Origin of the sequence: Sinorhizobium fredii (assembly GCF_002944405.1) — a bacterium.
GTDB classification, from domain to species: Bacteria; Pseudomonadota; Alphaproteobacteria; order Rhizobiales; family Rhizobiaceae; genus Sinorhizobium; species Sinorhizobium fredii_C.
This window is the reverse complement of the sequence record NZ_CP024307.1, coordinates 3,040,281-3,064,248: the sequence shown is the minus strand read 5'-3', so window position 1 is coordinate 3,064,248 and position 23,968 is coordinate 3,040,281. Positions and strand designations below refer to the sequence as shown.

15 protein-coding genes and 3 pseudogenes are annotated in these 23,968 nt (G+C 61.4%); 6 read left to right on the top strand and 12 right to left on the bottom strand.

The window, feature by feature from the left end; genetic code table 11:
- Nucleotide 1: 1 nt before the first annotated feature.
- Complete coding sequence (locus tag NXT3_RS15045; RefSeq protein ID WP_104839608.1) at nucleotides 2-1,003, bottom strand: phosphotransferase; 1,002 nt, start codon at nucleotides 1,001-1,003, stop codon at nucleotides 2-4.
- A 615-nt stretch (nucleotides 1,004-1,618) separates the two neighbouring features.
- Here NXT3_RS15045 and NXT3_RS15040 point away from each other — a divergent pair.
- Nucleotides 1,619-2,308: a haloacid dehalogenase type II gene (locus NXT3_RS15040; RefSeq protein WP_037425763.1), complete on the top strand. Its 690-nt coding sequence runs from the start codon at nucleotides 1,619-1,621 to the stop codon at nucleotides 2,306-2,308.
- A gap of 327 nt (nucleotides 2,309-2,635) precedes the next feature.
- On the opposite strand, the pseudogene NXT3_RS15035 reads toward NXT3_RS15040, so the two are convergent.
- The 3 genes and pseudogenes from NXT3_RS15035 to NXT3_RS15025 form a co-directional block, all read right to left on the bottom strand.
- Nucleotides 2,636-2,971, bottom strand: a pseudogene (locus NXT3_RS15035) (M20/M25/M40 family metallo-hydrolase); the annotation flags it as partial.
- Nucleotides 2,972-2,974: 3 nt separating this feature from the next.
- Nucleotides 2,975-4,214 (bottom strand): annotated as a pseudogene (locus NXT3_RS15030) (Zn-dependent hydrolase).
- On the bottom strand, nucleotides 4,211-5,410 hold the full coding sequence (locus tag NXT3_RS15025; protein WP_104839607.1) for a diaminopropionate ammonia-lyase: 1,200 nt from the start codon (nucleotides 5,408-5,410) through the stop codon (nucleotides 4,211-4,213). The pseudogene NXT3_RS15030 and the gene NXT3_RS15025 overlap by 4 nt, the downstream one beginning before the upstream one ends.
- A 100-nt stretch (nucleotides 5,411-5,510) precedes the next feature.
- Between NXT3_RS15025 and NXT3_RS33250 the strand changes: the two are divergent.
- Nucleotides 5,511-5,612 (top strand): annotated as a pseudogene (locus NXT3_RS33250) (AsnC family transcriptional regulator); the annotation flags it as partial.
- A 149-nt stretch (nucleotides 5,613-5,761) separates the two neighbouring features.
- On the opposite strand, the gene NXT3_RS15015 reads toward NXT3_RS33250, so the two are convergent.
- A complete protein-coding gene (locus tag NXT3_RS15015) occupies nucleotides 5,762-7,747 on the bottom strand; it encodes a putative bifunctional diguanylate cyclase/phosphodiesterase (protein ID WP_037425751.1) in 1,986 nt (661 codons plus the stop codon).
- Nucleotides 7,748-8,055: 308 nt separating this feature from the next.
- On the opposite strand from NXT3_RS15015, the gene NXT3_RS15010 reads away from it, so the two are divergent.
- Entirely contained in the window at nucleotides 8,056-9,099 is a 1,044-nt protein-coding gene (locus tag NXT3_RS15010) for a class I SAM-dependent methyltransferase (RefSeq protein WP_104839606.1), read from the top strand.
- Nucleotides 9,100-9,346: 247 nt separating this feature from the next.
- Here NXT3_RS15010 and NXT3_RS15005 read toward each other — a convergent pair whose 3' ends face one another.
- From NXT3_RS15005 to NXT3_RS14985, 5 genes are all read right to left on the bottom strand, one after another.
- Nucleotides 9,347-10,594 carry a tetratricopeptide repeat protein gene (locus tag NXT3_RS15005; RefSeq protein WP_104839605.1) on the bottom strand — a complete coding sequence of 416 codons (1,248 nt, stop codon included), beginning with the start codon at nucleotides 10,592-10,594 and terminating at the stop codon, nucleotides 9,347-9,349.
- 306 nt (nucleotides 10,595-10,900) lie between these two features.
- Entirely contained in the window at nucleotides 10,901-12,238 is a 1,338-nt protein-coding gene (locus NXT3_RS15000; protein WP_104839604.1) for an HlyD family type I secretion periplasmic adaptor subunit, read from the bottom strand.
- Nucleotides 12,239-12,245: 7 nt separating this feature from the next.
- On the bottom strand, nucleotides 12,246-14,573 hold the full coding sequence (locus tag NXT3_RS14995; RefSeq protein ID WP_104839603.1) for a type I secretion system permease/ATPase: 2,328 nt from the start codon (nucleotides 14,571-14,573) through the stop codon (nucleotides 12,246-12,248).
- A gap of 19 nt (nucleotides 14,574-14,592) precedes the next feature.
- Nucleotides 14,593-16,602 (bottom strand): type I secretion protein, encoded by a 2,010-nt coding sequence (locus NXT3_RS14990; protein ID WP_104839602.1) that lies wholly within the window; start codon nucleotides 16,600-16,602, stop codon nucleotides 14,593-14,595.
- 112 nt (nucleotides 16,603-16,714) lie between these two features.
- Nucleotides 16,715-18,421: a hypothetical protein gene (locus NXT3_RS14985; protein ID WP_097527144.1), complete on the bottom strand. Its 1,707-nt coding sequence runs from the start codon at nucleotides 18,419-18,421 to the stop codon at nucleotides 16,715-16,717.
- A gap of 507 nt (nucleotides 18,422-18,928) precedes the next feature.
- On the opposite strand from NXT3_RS14985, the gene NXT3_RS14980 reads away from it, so the two are divergent.
- Together NXT3_RS14980 and NXT3_RS14970 are read left to right on the top strand one after the other, a co-directional pair.
- Complete coding sequence (locus tag NXT3_RS14980) at nucleotides 18,929-19,456, top strand: hypothetical protein (RefSeq protein WP_037425727.1); 528 nt, start codon at nucleotides 18,929-18,931, stop codon at nucleotides 19,454-19,456.
- Between the two features lie 1,315 nt (nucleotides 19,457-20,771).
- Nucleotides 20,772-21,548 (top strand): helix-turn-helix transcriptional regulator, encoded by a 777-nt coding sequence (locus NXT3_RS14970; RefSeq protein ID WP_104839600.1) that lies wholly within the window; start codon nucleotides 20,772-20,774, stop codon nucleotides 21,546-21,548.
- A gap of 197 nt (nucleotides 21,549-21,745) precedes the next feature.
- Here NXT3_RS14970 and hppD read toward each other — a convergent pair whose 3' ends face one another.
- Nucleotides 21,746-22,864 carry a 4-hydroxyphenylpyruvate dioxygenase gene (hppD, locus tag NXT3_RS14965; protein WP_097527145.1) on the bottom strand — a complete coding sequence of 373 codons (1,119 nt, stop codon included), beginning with the start codon at nucleotides 22,862-22,864 and terminating at the stop codon, nucleotides 21,746-21,748.
- A gap of 131 nt (nucleotides 22,865-22,995) precedes the next feature.
- Here hppD and NXT3_RS14960 point away from each other — a divergent pair, with 131 nt between their 5' ends.
- On the top strand, nucleotides 22,996-23,475 hold the full coding sequence (locus NXT3_RS14960; RefSeq protein ID WP_037425718.1) for an Lrp/AsnC family transcriptional regulator: 480 nt from the start codon (nucleotides 22,996-22,998) through the stop codon (nucleotides 23,473-23,475).
- Here NXT3_RS14960 and NXT3_RS14955 read toward each other — a convergent pair.
- Nucleotides 23,472-23,930, bottom strand: coding sequence for a MarR family winged helix-turn-helix transcriptional regulator (locus tag NXT3_RS14955; RefSeq protein WP_037425715.1), 459 nt, complete (start codon nucleotides 23,928-23,930; stop codon nucleotides 23,472-23,474). The genes NXT3_RS14960 and NXT3_RS14955 overlap by 4 nt on opposite strands.
- Between the last annotated feature and the right edge of the window lie 38 nt (nucleotides 23,931-23,968).

The following is a 23,968-nucleotide window of genomic DNA, read 5'->3' as shown; positions in this document are numbered from 1 at the left end:
CCTATCGTGTCAGAAGATCGGAAATCTGTGCGGTCGAAATCGAGTGGAACCACTCGAGGTGGGCCCAGCCGGCTTCGGTATTGCGCAGGATATAGCGGCTATTCTCGGGGAAGATTTCGGCGCGCCAGCACGTCAGCAGCGCACGGACCGCAAGACGGCCCATCGACAGGAAGGGGATGAGCCGGAGTTCCTCGTCCGTCAGTTCGGCGTGGCGGAGATAGCCGCGCAGAACGTCGCGGGGTTCGTCGAACAGGTCACGCCGGTTCCCATGGTCGAGCGTTTTTGGCATTTGATTCATCAACGCCGTGGAGACATCGACGGCGACAGCGGTACGGACCGCATCGCCGAAGTCGATGACGCCAGTCAGGAACTGCGGGCTGGCATGATCGACGACTAGGTTCGATGTATTGAAGTCGTTGTGGAGCACTTGCCGCCGGCACAGGTCGAGCCTCGGCTTGACTTCGGCAAACCGCTCAAGCGCGCGGACGGTCCAGGCACGCTTGCCGCCCCCGGGGATGAAGCTCAACAGATCGGTGAGATCGAGCAGATGGGTGACGTCCCATGCCAGCGCCCGGCCGTCTGCGGGATGCGAGAAATCGGCCATGGCATGACGCAGCTTTGCCAGGATTTCGCCGATCCGTTCGCGCTGTGGGGCTGTGGCAGATGTCCGGTCGAGCGGAGTACCTTGGAGGAAGGTGATGAGCCGCACCACCCGCCGCTCGCCGGCACTGGTCGTGATGATGGGCAAATCCCCGCCGTCGACGTCGCGAAGTGCACGGGGGACGGGTAGATCTGGCGCCCGCTGCTCGAGATGACGCATCAGCGCGACCTGGAAATCGAGCTCCTCCATCCGCTCGGAAGGATGAGCGATCTTCAGCACAAACTTCCCCCCGGTCGCGCAGTTGAGGAGGAACGTGTCGTCTTTCTCAGTTGCAAAGCGCGTGGCCGAGCCACGCGCGCCATATAGTCGTTCGGCGATTTCTTCGGCTTCCGCTGCGCCCACGGGATGGCACGCCTCGGAAAGCTCAGGGACGCGGGCTGGCCCGCACTGATGCTTGTGACCCATCTTCAACTCATTCAGTTTCTGCCTCGAGAATGGGCAGCTCGATGGCCTCAGTATCTCACGATCCAATTTTTGTACAACAATTTTTTCGATTGGGACCTTTTGCGGTTGGAGGCATCAGTCTTTTTGCTGCCGGATGAACGATTGACGACCGGGCAGAATGCTCCGATGAGCTCTTGTAATCGCTGGAAAAAAGGGAAAACGGGAGGCTTCAGCCGAGAAATTTGTGCTGATGAATAGCGACGTACTCCAGCTGTGGGAAAGTAGCGGGACGACGACCATTCAAAAAATTGTTGGACAATTGCTTGCCATCGCCGCAAAGTTATGCCAGGGTGCTCCCACTGGCCGGAATGCAGTAATCAAGGTGGAGTGCTCCGCCTGGGTGGATTGGCCTGATATAAAAAGGCACAGGAAACGAAACTGATCAGATGCGGACATCTCAAAGATGTCTGCTTCGCTGCCGCATTGCGGTCTATCCGCACCGCGATCTCATGCCCACTACGATGATCTTGTATCGGCACACTGTGCCGTGGAAACTTGGAAGGAATACACGCCATGACCCAATTTCGACCGAAGTACGTCACCTTCGACTGCTACGGCACGCTCACAAATTTCGATATGGCCGGGGCTGCGCGGCGCGTCTACGGCGAGCGTCTCTCCCCAGAAGCGATGGCCGGCTTTGTCGAGGCTTTTAGAGGCTATCGCCTTGACGAGGTGCTAGGGCCATGGAAACCTTTCCTCGAAGTGGTGCACAATTCCGTCGAGCGCAGCTGCAAACGCATCGGTATCCCGTTCAGACCCGAAGACGCGCAACGCATCTATGACGAAGTGCCAACCTGGGGTCCGCACCCGGACGTCCCGGCTGGCCTGTCCAGGGTGGCCGAGGAAATTCCGCTGGTCATCCTGTCGAACTCCATGAACAGCCTGATCATGTCGAACGTGGAAAAGCTGGGCGCGCCCATCCATATGGTCATCACGGCAGAAGAAGTCGGGGCATACAAACCTCTGATGAAGGGCTTCGAATACATGCTCGACAAGCTCGGCTGCGGGCCCGAAGACATTACTCATGTGTCCTCATCCTTCCGCTACGACCTGATGACCGCCTATGACCTGGGCATCAAGAGCAAGGTCTGGGTCAACCGCGGCCATGAGCCGGCCAATCCCTATTACGAATACACCGAGATCAAGGATATCGGCGGGTTAGCCGCCGCTGTTGGCCTGGAGCCAGCCCTCAAGCGCGCCTGAAAAACTAGCGCTCAGGCGCTGTTGCTACGATGAGACCGGGGCGGTTCATTCGCCCCTTCTCCTATAAGGGGAGCAAGCAGGGCCTTTCGGGGAGCACGAGTGACCTGCTCGCGTTAGAGGACGATGTGTTCGAACGTGACGCAACGACACGTTGAACCGCGCTGGCACACCGGCGCCCTCTCTGGTCCTTCGACGCCTAAAGCGGACTCATGGGGCCCACCGCCTTATTTTAAATGTCTACCGTGGGCATGGAGTCCATAACCCCAGCATATAGTCCAACTCGCGCAGCCATACCCACAGCGCCGATGACACACCACGTGGACAGCGACGTGCGGCGCCGAGCAGCATCGCCGTATGGCCGTCATGGCCGCAGGCATGCATGAAGCCGGGATGGCGCGACGCATGGGGCAGGTTCGACTGTTCGGAGATGCGCAGGGCGTCCATGTCGGCCCTGAGCGCAATCGACCGGTTGCCATTGCCCCGCTTCAGTGTCCCGACGACGCCCGTGCCGCCGACTCCTTCGGCGACATCGTCGAGCCCGAACTCCCGAAGCTTTGCGGCGACGAAAGCCGAGGTCTGCCTTTCCTCGAAGCCGAATTCCGGATGGGCGTGAAGGTGGCGGCGCCACTCCCGCATCTCAGAGACCAGTCGCCCGAGATCCATCGCCTATTCCTCCTCCGTCATTTTGCGAACGACATCGAGCAGGATGTTGGCGCCGGCAATCAGGTCATCATCCGCGGTGAAATTCCTTCGGATTATGGCTGATGCCGCCCTTGCTCGGCACGAAGATCATCGCCGTGGGCGCAATCCGCGCGATCATTTGCGCGTCATGGCCGGCGCCCGACGTCATCCGGCGGCAGGGAAGGGCGCGTGCCTCGGCGGCAGCCTCGATGGTCGCGACGATCCTCTCGTCGAACTTCACCGGCTCGAAGCGCGCCAGGCGTTCCACCGATATCGTGACATCCTCTTCGGCTGAAAGCGTTTCGAGGAAGCGGGCAAGGCCTGCTTCTTCCTGCTTCAACCGCTCCTCGTCCGGGTCGCGCAGGTCGACCGTGAATGTCGCGCACGAGGGGATGACGTTGATGGCGTTGGGCTCGAATTCCATGCAGCCGACGGTCGCCACCGTCGGCGTGTTCGACGCCTTCACACGCTCCCGCAGGAAGGTGACGACGCGGGCGGCCGCGTGGCCGGCGTCGCGCCGCATGGAGATCGGCGTCGTCCCGGCATGATTGGCATCACCCTCGATCGTCACCTTCTGCCAGGAAATGCCCTGCAGGTTTTCGACCGCGCCGAGCGGGATGCCCTCGCGCTCCAGGACCGGGCCCTGCTCGATATGCAGTTCGATATAGGCTTGCGGCTTCAAAAAGCCTGGTCCCTTATCACCCGCATAGCCCGTCCGCCGGAGCTCGTCGCCGAGCTTCGATCCGCCGGTTCCGACCGTGGCAAGTGCCGCATCGGCATCGAGTCCGCCGGCATAGACGAGCGACCCCATCATGTCGGGCGCATAGCGCACGCCTTCCTCATTGGTGAAGGTGGCAACGACGATGGGGCGTGACGGCATGAAGCCCGCTTCCTTGAGCGTCTCAATCACCTCGAGGCCCGAAAGCACGCCGTAGCATCCGTCATAGATACCGGCATTGATGACCGTGTCGATGTGCGAACCGAGCATCACCGGCGCGGCATCAGCCATGCCGTCCGCAGCCCAGATGCCGAAGATATTGCCGATCCGGTCGACGGCGACGTCAAGGCCGGCCGCTTCAATCCATGAGACGAGCCGGTCGCGGCCCTCCCTGTCCGCATTGGATGCGGCAAGACGCGTCAGCTGGCCACCTTCGTCGCGGCCGATCGCACCGAGTTCGGAAAGCCGGCCGAGCAGCCGGGCGGAATCGATGGAATGTTTGCTCATGCTGCACCTCGCGTCACGACATCCTCAGGCGAGAGCCCGAGGATCTCTTGGTATTTGCCCGGATCGGTCGCACCCTCCGTATTGACCAGGAAGATGCGCGATTCCGGGCCCATGGAAAGCGCCGCCTTCACTTCGCGATCGGCGACCGCCTTCAGAAAACCGGCGAGGCCGACACCGCCGCTCTCGCCGGCTACGACGGCCGGATCGGTCCCGATCGGATTGGCAAGGCGCCGCATCACCGCAACGGCGTCCTCCTCGTCGACGGTCATGAAGGCATCGGCGACGCGCGACAGGATGCGCCAGGCGACGAGCGACGGCTCGTGGCATTCGAGCATTGCCATGACGGTCGGTTCGCCATGCGGCACCGTCACGGGATGGCCGGCCCGTGCCGTTTCGAACAGGCAGGCGGCGCGGGCGGGATCGACGACGGTAAAGACCGGCCGCCGCTCACCGAGCACGATCGCCAGATGGCCGGCGACCGCAGCGGCGATGCCGCCGACGCCGGACTGGATGAAGACATGGGTCGGCGGCGCCGGCATCTGCCTGAGCGCCTCGCGCACAAGCGCGGTATAGCCTTGCATCACCAGTCCTGGAATGCGCTCGTAACCGGGCCAGGAGGTGTCGGAGACGATCGTCCAGTTGCGTTCATTGGCAACACGCGCGGCCCCCTTGACGGAATCGTCGTAGCTTCCCGCGACACGGATCATCTCGGCCCCGAAGCGCGCAATCGCCGCCACGCGTTCGTCGCTTACGCCGGCATGGACAAAGATCGCCGCCCGCGCGCCGACGAGCTCGGCGCCCTGGGCGACCGACCGGCCATGATTGCCGTCGGTGGCGCAGGCAAAGGTCATGCTACCGGCGATCTTGCGGATCTCAGGGGAATTGAGCTCGGCCATATCGACTGGCCTTCCCAACTTTGCTTCGGCTTCTTCGAGGACGAGACGGATGACGGCATAGGCGCCACCGAGCGCCTTGAAGCTGCCGAGCCCCAGCCGCTGTCCTTCGTTCTTCAGATGAATCGCGGCAACGCCGGTTTCGGCCGCGAGAGCCGGCAGGGAGACGAGCGGCGTCTCGGCATGTTGGTCGCGATAGCCGAGGTGGCGTTCCACGCCCGCCGCCGCGTCCGAGCCGAGGATCGTGGCATGCGCCGTTTCGAGCGGCAGCCGATAATCCGCGTTGCTGTTGGGGATGAACATGAAGACCTCGCTTGTTGTTTGCCGGAAACATATTGCGAAGCGCATGAAAAAGGCGCTGAAAATACGCGCCTCGTTTTGCAAGTTTGTTTCGGGAGTTACCATGCCACCTCCTAACGCGCCGCAGCTCGATGCCTTCGACCGCCAAATCCTCGAGATCCTGCGGCGCGACAACACGACGCCGCAGCGCACGATCGGTGGGGCTGAGCGTTCCGACGTAAAGGTCGCTTTGCACCTCACAAAGTGGGCAAAGCGGCCTCGGTGCAAGCGTGGCGGCCTGTAGGTCTTCCATTGCCCGTCGAGTCAGCTTCGGCGTTCAATGCGGTGCTTGTCAGCCGGCCGTGCTGGGGGGTGTCAGAGCCGCCGCTGGCCTGTTTTTGGCACTGAGGGGAGGCGGAAAGTCTGCGCGGGCGCCGGACGGCCGACATGGAATCCCTGGACCTGGTCGATACGGAATTGTCGCATCAATGCCAGTTGTTCCTCGGTCTCCACGCCTTCCACGAGGATCTTATGGCCGCGATTTCGCACGAGTCCGATAATGTCCTCAAGCATCGCCTTGCCCCGCGGGGTGTCGCAGTCGTGCAGGAAGGAGCGGTCGATCTTCACCGTGTCGAAATCGATCAGCCGCAGCCAGGACAGGCCGGCGAAGCCCGTTCCGAAGTCGTCGAGCCATATCCTGACGCCGAGCGTCTTGAGGTCGCTGATGCAGCGCAGGATATCGGAATGCATCTCCATCTCCAGGCCCTCCGTGATTTCGAGAGCCAGTCGGCCGCCGGCAACGCCGGTTTCGCCGAGAATCGCCGCTACGGAGGCCGCGAAGCCCGGTGATTTCAGCTGGATCGGGGAGACGTTCACACTGACTACGGGCACGTGCTCGGCGGCCAGAAGTTCGCGGCACACCCTCTTGATCGCCCAACGCCCGAGATCCAGGATGGCGCCGGTGCGCTCCGCGACCGGAATGAAGAGGCTGGGGGGCACCGCGGTGCCATCCAGCATTTTCAGCCGCATGAGCGCCTCGACCGCATCGACGCGTCCCGATGCGACGTTTCGAATAGGCTGATAGACGAGCGAGACGAGGTCCTGATCGATGGCAATTTTCAGCAGGGCGGCGATGTTCTCGCTCTCGTCGCTGCTGAGCGGATCATTCGGATCGAAGAGCCGGGCGCAGTTGCGGCCGCTCGCCTTTGCGCCATAAAGCGCCCGATCGGCCTCGTGGATCAGCCTCTCGAGCTTTGAGCCCGTCTGATTTCGGCTGAACGCCGCACCGACGCTGACGGTGACGACCGACATTCCGTCGCGCCGCTGCCCGTGCTCCAGAGCCAGTTTTTCCACGCTGCAACGGATCGCTTCGGCAAGCGCGGCCGCCTCGTCGCTGGTCTCCAGACGGGCGAGCACAATGAACTCTTCGCCGCCGTAGCGGCCGATCGAACCGTTGACCGGCTCGATCGAGTCCTTGAGAGCGCTGGCGACGAGAACGAGACAGCGGTCGCCCTCCTGGTGCCCATAGAAGTCGTTGTATTTCTTGAAGAAGTCCACGTCGATGAGGAACGCGGCGAAACTCGTTCCCTTCTTCTGCCAGTCACTCCAATAGTCGCGGAGCTTCTGGTCGACGGCGCGGCGGTTGTCGAGGCCGGTCAGCGAATCTGTATTCGACAGCCGCAGCAGGGCCCTGCCGCGTTCGGAGGCCTCCTTCTGCTGAATGCGCGCTTCGAAGGCGTTGAGAAAGACCTTGTAGCGCTCCCTGTTGAGCTTCCAGTTCACATAGGAGGTGAAGACGAAGCAGGAGATGTTGAAGGTGCCGAAGGCGAGCCGGTAGGAGACCTCCGCCGGAGAGAAGGACAGCACCGCCGCAAAGAAAATCATCAGGATGGTGACGGATGCGAACAGCGAAACGCGGAACTGGAAGCTGAAGAACAGATTGACGCTCATCATGAAGATCGCGCCGAAGACCATGTAATAGGAGATGCTTTCGGTGTCTGCGGTCATCATCGCCGGATAGAGCCATCCGGCATAGGCGACGACGAGCGCTGCGGCAGCCGTGACGTCGATCGCGTTCGCGCTGGCGTTCAGCCGGATCTGCGCCTCGATCAGCATCAGCGCGACGATCGCAATCGTGAATCGCGCCGCAATCGTATAATGCGCCACATCCGGAACCAGCAGGATGTCGGTAATCGAAAACAACAGATAGACCGCGACAGCGGTCCAGAACCCGTGCCGCGTCGCCTGCTTGCGAGCGCCTTCACCCTCGTTTTCATAGAGCGCGCGCAGCTCGGTCGAGGCCGGTCGCGGCGGCTCTCTGTGAAGGTCGATCTCAACTACGTCGGCCAGCCTGTGCTTCATGCACCGATCCATTGCGTTTGCGTCTTCTTGTAAGCCCGAAGTCTCTCTTCGACGAGTGGCACGGGGGCGTCCTGCACTTGCCGCTTGCTTGGGGAGATACTGAGGGCGCGCAGCATTGTTCGGCACATTAGTTCAGGTCCATTAAGTTTTGCTGAATTGGAAATGGGGCAAAGGTGCACGTAATAGTGTAGCAAAACAGGTCAGTTGGGGCGGTCGTTAACCATAATATTCGAAAGGTTGAAATTGGATTTGGCGCACTCGCGGTTCTTGCGCATAATGTTAACGATCTATTAACGGATGAGTCTCGCGTGACCCAAATTCAGATTGCCTTCGACGGCGAAAGCCTCATTACCCCCACCGCCATCACAACCGAACTCTCGACAGCCAAGACGGATCGCCATGACGAGCAGCTCAGAACCGGCGAAGCCGAGGTCGCTCTGGCGCTGATGATTGCCCAGCAGCAGATCGAGCAGCGCCGCGAGCCGCCGTCGATCATTCACCAGCTGATCGGCGCGCTTCACGAGATACGCCGCAAGTCCGATCCGAGCGTCTGGCAGGAGCTGATCCCGATCGTCCAGAACCATCCGGCGGCGAATTACTTCCATGAGGATCCGTTCACGCGCTGGTCCTTCCGCAAACCGCGCGGCTATTCCGGCGACGCGCAGCTGATCGACTTCATCTACGGCCATCCGAGCGTGTCCGAGGAGATCGCCAAGGCCTCTCCGCTTGGGCGCACGCTTTACGAATACACGAAGAATGCGCCGTCCTCGGTAGCCGTCAGGGAACGCCGCGACCTCTTGACCCGGCATGTCGACGCGATCGCCGCCGAAAAGGGGCCCGAGACGGAAATCCTGACGATCGCGGCCGGTCATCTGCGCGAGGCCGATCGCTCGGTGGCGTTGCAGGAGCGGCGGATCAAGCGCTGGATCGCTCTCGATCAGGACCCATTGAGCGTCGGGTCGATGGTTCGCGACTTCAGGGGAACTTGCGTCGAGGCGATCGACGGTTCCGTTCGCGGCCTTCTGACCAGGTCCCAGGAACTGGGCCAGTTCGACTTCATCTACGCCGCCGGCCTCTATGATTACTTGGCGGACAAGGTGGCGGTGAAGCTCACGCGGCGATGCCTCGAAATGCTGAAGCCGGGAGGGATCTTCCTCTTCGCCAATTTCGCGCAGGACATCAGCGACGACGGTTATATGGAGACGTTGATGAACTGGGCGCTGTTGCTGCGCTCGGAAGCGGACATGTGGAGCATCATCAATGCGAGCGTCGACCGCAACGCGATCGACGCGCGGCTGGAATTCGGCGCCAACCGCAACATCGTCTACGGTATCCTGCAGAAGCGTTCCTAATTACAGCGCCGCGCGTCCTATCAGACGCGCAAAGGTCGCTGTAACACCTTGAAAGGCTGCACGTCTTTGTCCTTAAATCGAGATCGATTCAAGGAGACATGAAGTAGGCGACGCCGAGGGCGTTCGCGGGCTTCAGCCCCGTCGCGACCGGCTTTCGTTTCCGCATCCGGCAGGACGCGCAACAGCACGGAAGCCGCCGTCCCGCTCTGTCGAGCGGGACGGCGAAGCTGATTCCGGGCCCCGCCCGTCAGTGTCTCCGTTTCGAGCCGTGGGGGTCGATCCGGATCGGTCTCGCATGCAGATGGGCGGAGACGCCGGCGGGCACGGAAGGCTTGAGGAGTGCGGCCGGAGGCAGGAGCCGAACGGCTATTGCGGGAGCGGCCGGGGTCTCGCGGGAGCGACGGCCCGCCTGCGCTAGTGGCTTCTGCGGCGTCCGCTTGGTTGCCCTCTGCTCTTCCATCGCCGATCGCAACCGCAGGCGCGACACCGCCTCCCGCGATCTGAGCTTGCATCGGAGATGCTCCGGATCGTCGGAAGCGATGCCTTCGAAACTCAGGAAGGTGGCGATGGCAGCGTCTCTCTGGCCTGCGGCCAGCAGGCAGACGGCCAGTTTGAACCGGACGAGGCCGAGATGCGCGCTTCGGGCAAGCAGATCCTCGAAGGTTTCGCTCGCCTCATGGTAGCGGGCTTGCGCCATCAGGGCGTCGCCCAGCCGGTGCTGGATCTTGTCCGCCTCCGGCATAGCCGAGAGGAGGCCGCGATAAAGATGTTCCGCTTCGGCGTGGTCTCCCCTTTCGGTGCAGAGCTGTGCCAAGCCGTAGCGGGCATAGACATGCTTGGGGGCTGCATGGATCACCTGCCGATACCCGGTCTCCGCTGCGTCCAGCTTGCCTCGGCTGTGCAGCTCCATGGCGCGCTCGAAGACGAAGTCGATGCTGCGCTGATTGAGACAGTCGCGCAGATTGCGGCCGGTGCGCGTCTTGACGAGGAGGCAGCGGACCGGCTGTTCGCAGATATCGGACCCGTCCTCGCCGCCGCCGCCATCCTCGCGGATAAACTGTTCGTCGGCAAAGGCGTCGAGCAAGCGCTCAGTCCGGTCGGAGGCAAGATCGAGATAGTCGAACCGCAGGCTTGCCCAGTTCTCGCGACGAATGATGCTGGCGGATGCATCCGCCGCCTCATTCTCGAGGCCCGGCATGCAAAGCAGGCCGGCGCGGCCGGAGCCGTGATTGCCGATCATCAGAATCTCGTCGCAGAACAGGCCGCTCGTCTTGTCGCGGTAGGTTGCCACGCGAAGCGGCAGAAAGGCGCAGTAATCCGCATCGTCGGGTCGCCTTAGCGCCAGGATAAACCACCGCTCCTGCCGGGGCAGGTACTGGCGCAGCCAATCCCAGGAAAGGCAAGGGTGGGAGTCGGGATCGTTGCGATAAAGCTCGTCCCAGGTTTTGCGGATATTCTCAAAATCCTCAATACGCTCAATAATTTCTGTAAACATAGCTCCTCGCAATGAAATAAGTAATGAAAATAAAATGCGACTATAGGACTTAAATTATCGAAACATAAGCTAGCAATAAGTGAGAATAGTAGCAATTTGCGAGTTATTTTGCAATGGCTAGGCACGTCAAGAGTGTGGACGACTAAGCAAGAATCCGGCCTCCCCGTCCTATCCCTCGGCCGGCAGGCAAGCCGTCCCTTGACTGCCCACAAATGCGGCCGACCCCGGCCAACGCTCGGTGCGTCAGGGGGTCGGCTTCGTGAGGCTTCGCCGGCGTCGACGGTGACTGGCTTAAGGCGGCCGGTTCTAGCGCTCCATGAAGGCGCGCGCCATGCTGTCGCGGATCGGCTTCGTCAGGTAGTCGAAGAAGGTCCGCTCGGCCGTCTGGATGAGAATCTCGGCTGGCATGCCGGGCGTCGGGACGAAGCCGGAGACGCGCGAGACTTCGCTCATCGGCAGGCTCACTCTGGCGAGATAGACTTCCTGCATGCCGTTGGTCGCCGGATCGGGCATGGAGTCGGCGGAGACATAGTAGACCTCGCCGTTCAGCACCGGCGTCGTCCGCTGGTTGAGGGCGGTGAGCCTCACGGTCGCCTTCTGGCCGATCTTGACGCTGTCGATCTGGGTGCGCAGCACCTGCGCTTCGATGATCAGCGGCACGTCCGAAGGAAGGATTTCCATGATCGGCTTGCCGGTTTCGACAACGCCGCCGGGCGTGTGATAGTAGAGCCGCACGACCGTGCCGCTAACTGGGGCGTTTATCGTGGCGCGGCGCAACACGCTGGCGGCTCCCGTCAGCTGCTCGCGAACGGAGTCCAGTTCTGCTTCCACCTTCTGGAGCTCTTCCAGGGCCGCTTCACGATAGCTTTCCTCCGTCTGGCGGATCTGCTGCTCCTGCTTTAGGATTTGCGAGCCGGTTTCGGAGATCTCGGAGCTCAGCCTGCCGACCTGCCCCTCGGCGTCGGCAATCGCCCGCTGAATGCTCTTGATCTCCGTCTTTCGGATCAGGTTCTTGTCGAGCAGCGACTTCTTGCCGGCATATTCTTCCTGGAGGAGCGTATGTTGCTGGCGAACCGCCTCGAGTTGCTGCTGGTAACCTTCGGCACGGAACTGAAAACCCTGGATATTCTGTTTGTACAGGCCGATTTCGCTGTCCAGCTTGCTTTTCCAGGCCCGGAAATTGAGCTCCTGGCTTCGAACCATCGGTTCGACTTCGGGATCCTGCAGATGCGGGGCGAGGATTTCCGGCATTTCAATAGTGTCGGCACCCTCCACCTGAGCCATCAGCCTGGCGACGATCGCCTCGAGCCTGGCGCGGCGCAGAAAGAGCTGGCGTTGATTGGCGAGCGCTGCCGTCTCGTCCAGCCGCATCAGCGGCTGATCGGCGACGACATGATCCCCCTCGCTGACCAGGATGTCCTCGATGATCCCGCCTTCCAGATGCTGGATGATCTTGTTCTGACCGGTGGCGACGAAACTGCCCTGGGCGATGACGGCGGCGGCGAGCGGCGCGGTGAAGGACCAGAGGCCGAAGCCGCCGAATGTGACCGCCATCAGCGCCAGTCCGGCGATTGTCTGTTTCCAGATCGACCGCGGAACCTCTGCATACCATTCGAGATCGTAAACTTTGACTAGGTCCGTCATGGTTTGCCTACGTGAGCTGGTTGTGGTCGAGCGGGTTGCCTTCGAGGTTCATGCCGCGCGAGGCGAGAGCCTTGAGGACGTCCTGACGCATGCCGAAAAGGGCGACGGTGCCGTTCACCAGGAGCAGGACCTTGTCGACGCTGTTGAGCAGCGCGGGCCGCTGGGTGATGGTGATGACGGTGATTTTCTGCTGCTTGGCATGGGCGAGCGCCCGCGTCAGGGCTGCCTCGCCGGCGCTGTCGAGATTGGAATTCGGCTCGTCCAGCACCACCATGCGCGGGTTGCCGAAGAAAGCCCGGGCCAGCGCAACGCGCTGCTTCTGACCACCGGAGAGCGGTGATCCGTCGGCGGCCACGAAGGTCTCGTAGCCATGCGGCAGCAGGGCGATCATGTCGTGCACGTCGGCGAGCTTGGCGGCCGCATAGATGTCGGCGTCGGTGGCGTCTTCCTGCATGCGGGCGATGTTGGCCTTGATCGTTCCCGGAAACAGCTGAACGTCCTGCGGCAGATAGCCGATGCTTTCGCCGAACTGGCGCTGATCCCAGTTCCGCAAATCCATGAGGTCGAGCCGTACGTTGCCGGATGTCGGCAGGATGGAGCCGACGAGCATCTTGCCGAGCGTCGTCTTGCCGGCTCCGGAACTGCCGATCACGGCAAGCGAGTCGCCCGGATTGAGCGCGAAGGTCACGCCGTTCAGGACCACACGCTTGGTGCCGTTGGGCACGAAGAGCAGCCGTTCGACGTCGAGCCGCCCCTCCGGGCGCGGCAGTTTCAGCCGCTCGAAATTCAGCGGCGAGTTCTGGAGCAGCGAAGAGATACGCCCATAGGCGGCGCGCGACTGGACGACCTGGTTCCAGCCTTCGATCGCTCCTTCAATCGGGCCGAGCGCGCGGCCGGCGACAATCGATGCCGCGATGACCATGCCGCCGGTGAGCGCGCCGTCAAGGGCGAGATGGGCGCCCCAGCCGAGCATCATCACCTGGGTGAGCAGCCGAACGGCCTTGGAAAGCGAGGCAAGGGCGATGTTGCGGTCCTGCGCCAGCACTTGAGCTCGGAGCGACCCTGCCATGTCCTTGCCCCAGATGCGGACCGCCTCCGGGATCATTGCGAGCGCGTTGATGATCTGCGAATTGCGCGACATCGAATCCAGATGGAGGTTCGCTTTGCTCTGGAAGCTGTTGGCTTCGCCGAAGGGAGCGGCCGTCGCCTTCTGATTCAAAATGGTGACGACGAGCAGAAGCAGGGCCGAGGCGATGACGATCGAGCCGAGATGCGGGTGGATCAGGAAGACCGCCAGCACGAAGAACGGCGCGATCGGCGCGTCGAGGAAGGAAAGCAGGGTGCTCGACACGAGGAAGGAGCGAAGCTGCTGCAGGTCGCCCAGTGTCTGATACTCGCGCCCGTTGCTGTGGAGCGAGGCTCGGGCGGCCGCACTGAGGATCGGCGCACCGAGTTGGGCGGCAACCTCCACCGCCGTCCGCATCAGGATCATGCGGCGAATTCCGTCGAAAACGGCCTGCAGGATGACCGCACCGACGATCAGCGCGGTCAGCATGACCAGCGTGTCGACCGAGCGGCTGGTCAGCACCCGGTCCGAGATCTGAAACAGATAAACGGGAATAGCGAGCACCAGCACGTTGGTGGCGAGGGTGAAAACCATCACGACCATCAGGTTCTGCTTGATCGCCCTTAGACCGGCCTTGAGGCTGGCCGAAAAATCGACCGGCCCGAGACGTTTATGAAAAACGCCGCCGCCTCCGCCACCATTGCCGCCACCGCCCCCTCCGCCGGAGGAGCCTCCCTTGTCGGGGGACTTGGGCTCGGCCTTGATTGGGCCGCGGTCGCCGTCGATCACCACCATACCCGGGATCGAGGTCTTGTCCTTCATTTCGGCCTTGACCTCGACGGTCGGCTTCTCGAAGCGCGGCTCGGGCTTGCGCGCTTCCTGGACGGGCGGACGCTGGCCGGCGACGCCGCCCTGCGGGCCAGGCACGATTTGCGCGACGTTCGCGTTGTCGGCCGTCAACGGGGGCGTCCGTGTCTGTGGCACGACCTCCGGCGCCGCACGCCGTTCGGATACGGGCGGTGCGGCCTTGTTGACATGATTGGTTTCCTGGCTGGTTCTTGCGGCCGCCGCGCCGCGAAGCTGGTCAATCACCTGGTCGAACTCCTTAACAGTGCGATCCAAAATATCATCCCTGCGGTCTATCCTGCGGAGCAATTGGTGCCCTGCAGCCTCCGCCTTCGGCGTCTGCGGCGAGCTTTGCGCCTCCTCCGCAGCCTCGTTGCCGTTTGTCGTGAAGTGTTTAAAGGACGGATCGCGGTTGTCGGTCATCGTCGCCCCCACGCTCCGCTCAGGCCAGCATGCTGTGCATGGGATCGGCATTCGTCGTATCGAGCGGAGGCGGCGCGTGATCCGCCGGCTGCGGGCCGGGATCGGGCGCCATCATGTCGGCGCCGAGGAACGCAACCGCTTCGCTTACGAGCGCGTCGGGATCCTGGCCGCCAAGGCAAGGTTCGGTCTTGATCAGCTCGGCCTGGACGAGGATTTCGTCCGAATAGGCGGTGCCCCCCGTATAAATGGTCTGGCCGGCGTCGACGTCGATGATCCCGGCGTAGTTGACCAAGGCGTTCGAACCCGTCGAAATCGTCCAGTCCGCATCCGAATTGGCGACAAGCTTGCTCATGGCGAGCGCAATCTGGTCGCTGTCGCCCAGAATGTTGGTTTGCTTGATGTAGTTGAGGTTGACGAGGTCGCCCGAAATATAAAGCACTCGCAGGCCATCCATGCCGGCGAAAGCGCCATCCTTGAGCACGCCGTCCGGCAGCGATTTTTTCCCGCTTGCAAGATCGCCGAGGGCGTCGAGATAGGAATTCGGCATCGGTTTGACGCAGGACGCGCCACCCGCTTCGACGATCCCCGCTTCGTTCCAGAGCAGGTTGCCGTCGGTGGAGACGGAGCCCTTGCCGCTTGTTCCGAAACCCTCGACTGCTCCGACCAGATCGTTGTCGAGCAGGATGTTCATCTGCTGGATGATGTTGGCGTCGTAGACACTGCCGCCGATGAAGATGAGATCGTAGTAATGTCCGAGCTCCGCGAGCGAGACGTTGTTGACCGCCGTATTGTCGCCGGTGATGATCGAAGCCATCGAGCCAGCGGACGCCAAAATGGCCGTGTCTTCATCGGTCATCACGGTGAACTGCTCGAACCAGTTCATGATCAAGAGATCGCCCTTTATCTCGGTGATCGCCCAAGCTGTCGGAAAGCCTCCGGCTCCGGCCTGCTCTTCATTGCTCGGCTCAGGATCGAGATGCTTGAACATCGCGATGTTGAAGGCCTCGGTCGGCTTGCCCGGGTCAAGGTTCCAGCCGTTCAGGGTGGGGCTCAGGAGATCGCTGTCAGACACGACGTTGATCTGAACGACTGCATTGAGTTCGACATGGTCACCGGCAACCGCGAGCACATGCGACTGAAGCCAGTTGTTCGTCAGCTCGACGGAATTGACCAGCGTGTTGCCGCCCGCTTCCAGTTCGACCGATGCCTCGATCGTGACCTTGCCTTGGCCTGCCGCGAACTTGCCGCTGGCTTCGGTGGAGGTGGCTGGTTTCTCTTCCGTCGGTTCTTCCGGTGGAGGCAGGTAGTCATCGAGACTCGGCGCTTCCTCGACGAGTTCTCCGTTGACGAAGGTGCCTTCGACGGTTTCGCTTTTCGCGACGACATTGCCTTCCTGCCCGTCCGGTCCCGAGGCGGCGGCATCAAGCTGCTCGGCGGTCGTGCTGATGAAGGTGGCGATTTCCTCCGACGAACCGGGAATCTCCGCATCGCCGAGCGGCGACAACTGCCGCGCCGCCTCGATGAGATCGTTCATCAGGGCGCTGTTGTCCACCTGCAGGGAAAACTTCAGTCCGTGATCGCCAAGGCTGACGAAGTCGTTGTCCGAAAGCCGGATCTGCTGCGATGCGTAGACCGCCACGGAACCGGGCGGATCGATCTGAAATTCGGGTGCGCTCGCGGATGACGCGCTCGAGCTGCCACGGGTGAATAGGTGGGGGTTGTCGATTTCGGCGGCCGGTTGCGCGATCGGTATCTCCGGGGGACGAAGCCCGGGATAGAAGCTCGGGGTCGGCCCGGTCTCCTCCGGCTCGCCCGAACGGTAGGAAATACCCGGGTCGAAATCCTTGAGCTCGTAGGGTGCCTTCACCGCGACCGGCACGGAAGGGAGCTGCGGCGGTTCCTCCTGCGCTTTCTGATGAGCCTTGAATTCTTCATAGGCGTCGCGCAGGCGAATTTCTTCAAGAGCAATGGCGAACAGGCCGACGAAATGGGCGATCGCCTCGGTCGTCTTGTCGAAATACAGGGTCATTGTCAGCCCCCAATTTTTTTATTTCGGTGCTGTTGGACTGCGCGGGGCGAACCCGCGCAGTCCAGTTCAATGCCCGATTGCGAAGTTGCGAACCGGTAGTGTCGCCTCACCGTTATGCGGCGTCTTCGTCTTCGCCAATGGCCGTCGAGCTGTAATTGCCGCCGACGACCGTCATGTCGATGGTGTTGCCCTGCAGGTTGGCACCAAGCACGATCTGCTGGTTGAAGGCGTTGGTGTCGATCACCGCATCGGCCGATGCCGAGGAGATTCCTTCGAGGAAACTATCATCCCCATTATGGGAACCCCACGTTCCGCCTGAGCCTGCACCGCCGTCGCCGGTCGTAGCGATGCCACCTGCAGCGCCTGCGCCGCCTGCACCGCCTGTGGCTGCACCACCTGCACCGCCGCCAGCAAAGGCATCGCCAGCCCATGCACCCGCGAGAGCAAGGCCGCCATCACCGGCGCCGCCGGTTGCCGCTCCGCCGGTCCCGGCCCCGCCGCCGGCAGCGCCGGTGGATCCGCCGTTTGCAGTGGCACCGCCGCCGCCGCCGCCGCCGCCGCCGTTACCGGCGCCGACACCGGAACCCGTGCCAATGCCAAGGCCTGCACCGAGTGCACCGCCGCCGTCACCGGCATCGTCCGCGCTGCCGCCGTTGGCGTTGCCGGTCTCGCCGACGGCGACGCTGTTGCCGCCGTCGTTGTCGCCGCCGTCGCCGCCGAAGTTCAGGACAGGGATCGCGAAAGCGTCATCTACATCCGAGCCGTCGCCGCCGTCGCCCGCGTCCTCGGCTTCCGCTTCGTCGCTTTCGACGTCACCGGTTTCGCCGCCGTCGCCGGCTTCGTTATCGCCACCTTCACCGCCTTCTGCCGCGCCGACTCCGACGCCGAGACCGAGCCCAAGGCCGAGACCGACGCCTGCACCGCCCGCGCCGCCGGCGCCGCCCGTTGCGATTCCGCCATTAGCGTCGCCGCTGGTGCCACCTGTGCCGACGCCGACGCTTGCAGCGATACCGCCTTCGCCGTCTCCGCCGTCCGCGTCGCCGTCGTTGTCAGCGTCGCCGCCGTCAGCGTCGCCGCCCCCGGCGAAGCCGCCGATCGCGAAGCCACCGTCGCCACCGTCGCCGCCGTCGGCATCGGCATCGTCGCCGCCTTCGCCACCGTCACCGCTGGCGGAAATGCCGTCGTCCGACTTGGCGTAACCGCCATCAGCATCGCCGTTCTGGTAAAGGGTGCCGTCGTTGGAGACGTGGGACAGCTCGTCGTCATCCGACATGATGGCGTTCTGGCTGAAGACGTTACCTACGTCATTGCCGGCGCCGTTGAGCGACTCGTCCAGGATGTCCTTGAAGCTGACGGTCGCCATGCCCTGGATTTCGGAATTGTCGATGTCGACGAAATCGTCATCCGAGGGCTTGTAGCCGTCAAGATCGACGTCCACATCAACTTCGACTTCTGTCTTGCTGTCCACGTCGACGTCAACCTCGGTCTCGTTTTTGTTGACGTTGGCGTTGAGGTTGGCGTTGCCGTTCAGGTTGCCGTTACCGTTCAGGTTGGCATTTCCGTTTCCGTTCAGGTTGCCGTTGCCATTGGCATTGCCGTTCAGGTTGCCGTTGCCGTTCAGGTTGCCATTGCCGTTCAGGTTGCCGTTATAGGATTCGCTGGACTGCTCCTGCTCCTGCTCCTGTTCGGACTCCTGCTCCTGCTCCTGTTCCTGCTCCTGTTCCTGCTCGGACTCCTGCTCCTGATCCTGATCCTGGTATTGATCCTGATCCTGCGATTGGTCTTCCCACGGCCACAAGAAATTCTTGTCCTTACCCATAATGGTCTTCCTCAGTTTGAGGCCGCGACAGCCAAGCCGCCTTTTTCTCTCACGCAGCTAGCGGGTGTGCGGTCCAGGGTTGAAATGAACAAAGCTACTTCAATGAAGAAAATTCGATCTCCGGACGGCCAAGAGCGACCGGGGATCAGGCGTTACAAATATAGTGGTGGATGCCCTCCTCCATGCTGGAGCAACTACTCGGGCCTATCGAAGGGCACCTGCGCATCTGGCGCACTATCGGTCCCAAGGCTCGAGCCTCCCTGCTCGTCGATGCCCGGGCAGTCTGTTGCCAAGTTGAACGAAATGTAAGCTGTCAGTTCGAGCTAGCCCCGTGGGGTAGCTTAGGGCGGCGACGCTCAGTCGAAGGTAGATGGTGCGAAGAAAGAAATTTCGCCGACGGGCCGACGGTAAGAATAGATTTGCAGCTCTACTCCCTTAGGGCTACTTGCAGCGGGCAGGTTTCGGCTCCAAACCTATTCAAAGGGAAACGATGGATTGGAAGCGAGTATGAGCGATGCGGATGGAGGCATTCGGCAACGGCAGGCAGGACCAATGAAGAGATTTCACGAAATCCTTCTTCTGATCGGGCAACTGAACTACACGTGGACGAACACGGAAAGCCTGCTCATCTATCTGATCGCCGGTCTTGCGAACGTGGACAAGGAAACGGCGGTCATTGTTTTCCTGACGCTGAACACGACGCGCGCCCGCATCGAGCTCGTCGAGCGGCTCGCCAAGATGGCCAAGACGCCGGCCGATCGCCGGCAAGAGATATTGGCCGTGACACAGCAGCTCGGGAAACAGGCGAAACTCAGGAACAAGTACAGCCACTGCATCTATTCGTTCGACGAGACCGGGGACCAGGCAAGCACCCAGCTGATGGCCATCTTCGACAGCAAGGAAACCATCAAATACGGCAAGATCGAGCAGATCGACGACGCGGAATTGGCGAGGATCAGCGAGGCCATCGACCATATAATGAAGATCAACAAGGGGATCTGGGATATCGTCGAGCGACATGGCTTTCCGCGATAGCGCGAGGAAGCCATCGGCGTCACGCCCGAGGTCGCGCGCCGTCCGAATGCCGATAACTCCGGCCCACTGCACGCGTCTCCTTAAATCGACTTCGGTTTAAGGACAAAGACATACAGCAATTCAAAGTGCTACAGCGGCCTTTGCGCGTCTGATAAGGCCCGCTGCCCTGCAGTACAGCCGAGCGCGAAAGTCGCGAGGCAATTGTACTTGGTACTGGGTGGAAACCGGAAGGATATGTGAGGAGAGGGAGCCAGCACCGAAACCCTTTCATCTCTTTTAGGATTTTTATGGCGCTGGCTCTTCTTCAATCAGATGAAGGTGATGCCATTCATCTGCGGGTTTCGATGTGTTCTATTTCTTTTTTCAGTATAAATGCGGACAGGGCTTGGGCTCTGTCGTAAATTTCTACGTCAGAATATAAACTGTCATACGCCTTGTCATGCAAACGCAATATAAATACTTCCGAACATACGAAAGACACCATCCGGAACGCATAAAACGCTATGCGATGATTGCAGTGTGATCCGGAATGTGAGGAAGCGATAGATACCAATTATGGTTAGTCTCAGCAGTCGCTCGACGGAGCTGACGCTCTTCGATCCGGCATTGCAGCCGTGGCGGCGAGACCCTCCGGTGGTGGATCAGCTACGGCGGAGAGGGGGCACCGGACCGCCATCTCCGCAATCCCAGGCAGTACTTTCTCCCGTGCGCGTTAAGACAATGTTAATATTGTGAATTCGATACGGCCGCTGCGGCCGGCACGTGGCCGCGCCACGCGCGCCCGCCGGTGCCGATCTTCAGCGTGTGCTTGAGTCTCGGCGGTTGCCCGAGAGGTGCGGGAACCGGCGCAAGGGCCCGCGGATCGCCTGCGTCCCAAGGCTCCGATAACCCTTTCTTGGTATCGCCGTCCATCTGGAACGGGCTAGAACCCGCGGGGCCGCGATCTACATCCTAGGCTTGAATGCCCTCACGGCCCCGCCGGTTGCGCTCCCAGCCCCCTGGGTCCGCCGAACCCCTGAAAAGTAAAGGGTGGGCGAAGCCGGCGGAAAATGCACCGCCGCTTCCCCACTTGTCCCAGGTATTTGCGTGGATATACCCAAAATTGGTTCGATTTCGGACGGTCTAGATCGTCTCGCCCCACCAATCTAACCCATTTGGGCTGTTTCCCATCGCCCTTATTTACGATACATTAGTCATTACGAATTCTACCGCTGTGGGAATTCGCTTTTTAATCGAATAAATTTTTTAATCACAGGCGTTCTTCAAGAGGGGCTTCACACCCATAAGAATTCAGGGAACGCCCAAGGAGGGATAAATGTATCGTGAGAGTTCTACCCTGAGTAATTTTGAAGACAGCAACAAGGTTTTAGCAAAGAAGAACAAGATTGTAATGCTCGCCAAGGCGGATTTGCTCGCCGAATGCCTGACGCAAGCTATTAGCGGCCGCTTTCAAGGCCATGATGTAGTAAGCCTGTCGGAAGCCGACAGTCTGCTCGATGGTAATCTCGTCGATGTTGCCCTGGTTATGCTCTACCGCATGCCGGCAAGTACTTTCCCATCGATCATCAGAATGATCCATGAATTCCACCCCAAGGCTTCGATCGGAGTGGTGGTGGAGAATGCCGACGAGCTCGACACGTCGATCGCCGGTTTTGTCGACGAGGGCCTCATCCATGGCGTGCTGCCCTTGAACCTGCATCTCGATGTCTGCCTGACTGCCATCGATCTGCTCATGAAGGGTGGCGAGCATTTTCCCGCGGCGCTGCTCCGGCGCCTGGCGCCTCGGAGTTTCGCGGCGGGCGGCTCGCCTGTCCAAAGGCAATCCGTCGTCGAAGAGGCCGACCCGGAGCGGCGGGGTGAGAACGACAGGGGCGTGCTGACGACCCGGGAGATCCAGATTCTCGATCTGATCTGCATGGGAACGCAGAACAAGATCATTGCCGACCGGCTCGGGCTCTCGGAAAACACCGTCAAGGTGCACGTGCGCAATATCTACAAGAAGATGAACGTGCGCAATCGCACCGAAGCGGCGTCACGCTATTTCCGGCACGAGGGCGATCTGGGCGCGCCGCGGCGCCGCTGGTCCAACTGAGGGAGCGAACTACAGAGCCGTGCGTCTTATCAGATGCACACTTGACACGGTGGCACTTAGAATTGCCTGCATGTTTTTGTCCTCAAATCGACTTCGAGCGAGGACAAACGCAGTAGAGTTCGCGCTGCGCGCCCGACGGGTGCGCGCAGCGCTTCTTTGCGCGTTGATAGACGCGGCGCCTCAGAACGGCTCCGCCTCTATTCGGCCGCGGCCGGCGGCCTATTCAGCGCACCCCGGCGGATCTGGTCGGCTTCGATCGACTCGAACAGCGCCCGGAAATTGCCCTCGCCAAAGCCTTCGTCTCCCTTGCGCTGGATGAACTCGAAGAAGATCGGCCCGATGACCGTTTTCGAGAAGATCTGCAGGAGGATCTTCGTCATGCCGCCATCCACGACGCCTTCGCCGTCGATCAGTATGCCGTGCTTCTTCATGCGCTCGATCGGCTCGTCATGGCCGTGGACGCGCTCGTGCGACATCTCGTAATAGGTGTCCGGCGGCCCGGGCATGAATTTGAGACCGTTCTCGGCCAGCCTGTCGGTCGCGTCATAGATCGCTTCGGTGCCGACGGCGATGTGCTGGATGCCTTCGCCCTTGTACTTCTTCAGATATTCTTCGATCTGGCTGGTGTCGTCCTTCGATTCGTTCAGGGGAATGCGGATCTTGCCGCAAGGCGAGGTGATCGCCCGGCTCAACAGTCCGGTGATGCGGCCGTCGATGTCGAAGAAATGAATCTGCTTGAAGTTGAACAGCTCGCGATAAAAGGCCCACCACTTGTCCATGTTACCGCGGTAGACATTGTGGGTCAGGTGATCGAGATAGTAGAAGCCGACGCCGGCCGGCTTCGGATTGCGCTCGCCGAGCCACTCGAACTCGGCATCGTAGGCGGAACGCCTGTCCCCATAGGTCTCGACGAAATAGAGAAGCGAGCCGCCGATGCCGACGATCGCCGGCACGTCGAGGCTCTTGTCGTCGCCGGCATAGGGTTCGGCGCCCTTGCCAACGGCGTGCTCGAAGGCATGTTTCGCATCGACGACGCGCCAGGCCATCGATGGGGCGCAAGGCCCGTGCTTGTCGACGAAGCGCATCGCATGCGAGCCCGGTTCGGCATTCAGGATGTAATTGATGTCGCCCTGCCGCCAGACAGTGATGTTCTTCTTCCTATGCTTGGCAACCGGCGTATAGCCCATGCGACGGAAGAGCTCCTCCAGCTTCCTCGGTTCGGGATGGGCGAATTCGACGAACTCGAAGCCATCTGTTCCGGCAGGGTTGTCGGCCGATATGGTTGCAGGCGGTGCATCATGTGGAAACGGGCCCATCGAAACTCTCCTCTCACGCTTCAAAACTTCGTTGGAGTATGGCGCAGATCCGATGCATGATGCTTGTATTCTTGCGCAATTTCGCCAAGATCATGCATGACTTGTGCGGTGAATGGCGTAGGTGTGCATGAATGGAGCAGCTTGATGGATTCGATCTCAAGATCCTCGGCGAATTGCAGCGCGACGGGCATCTGACGAACAATGAACTCTCCGAACGCATAGCGCTCTCGCCGTCGCAATGCTCTCGGCGGCGCTCGCGGCTCGAGGCGGAAGGCTTCATCACCGGCTACCAAGCGCAGATCGACAGGCAGAAGCTCGGGCTCGACTTGATGGTGGTCATCTCGGTCACGCTCGCCACCCATAACCGCGACAATGCCAAGCGCTTCGCCAAGCTCGTCTCCGGCCTGCCCGAGGTGCTGGAGGCCTATGCGCTCACCGGCGAGATGGACTACCACCTGCGCGTCGTGACACCCGACCTTGCCGGCCTTTCGCGCTTCGTCAACGACGTGCTGCTGCCGCATGACAGCGTCCAACATGTGAAGACCTCGATCGTCTTGGAGACGCTGAAGAGTTTCGAGGGCCTCCCGATCCCCGAACGCATGAAGACTTAGCCGAGGCGACCGCTGTTCTTCATCGCCCGCTCCACCGCCCGCAAGCCCGCTGAAAGCGCCTCCATATTTTCCGCCCCGAGAATCGACAGCAATTCGGACTGATAGGCGCTCGCGAGCGCCGTCAGTTCCCGATAGGCCTGCTCGCCCGCGGGCGTCAGCGCCAGGTGCTCGAACCGCCGGTCGCGGCCGTCCTCCTCGCGCTTGAGCCAGCGGCGCTGCTCGAGGCCGAAGACGGCGCGGCTGACCTTGGTCTTGTGCATCGCCGAGTGGGCGCCGATCTCGGTCGCGGTCATCGGGCGTTCCGAGCTGCCGAGGGCGGCCAGCGCTCGCCATTCGGGACGGGTCAACTGGTAGCGCGCCTTGTACTGGGCGGCAAAGCGCAGCGCCACGAATTCTGCCGCCCGGTTCAGCCGGTAGGGGAGGAAGGTCTCCAGTTCGAACCCCTTCGTCTCCATCGCCTTCCTCCTTGATAGTTACAAAATCAATAGTTACG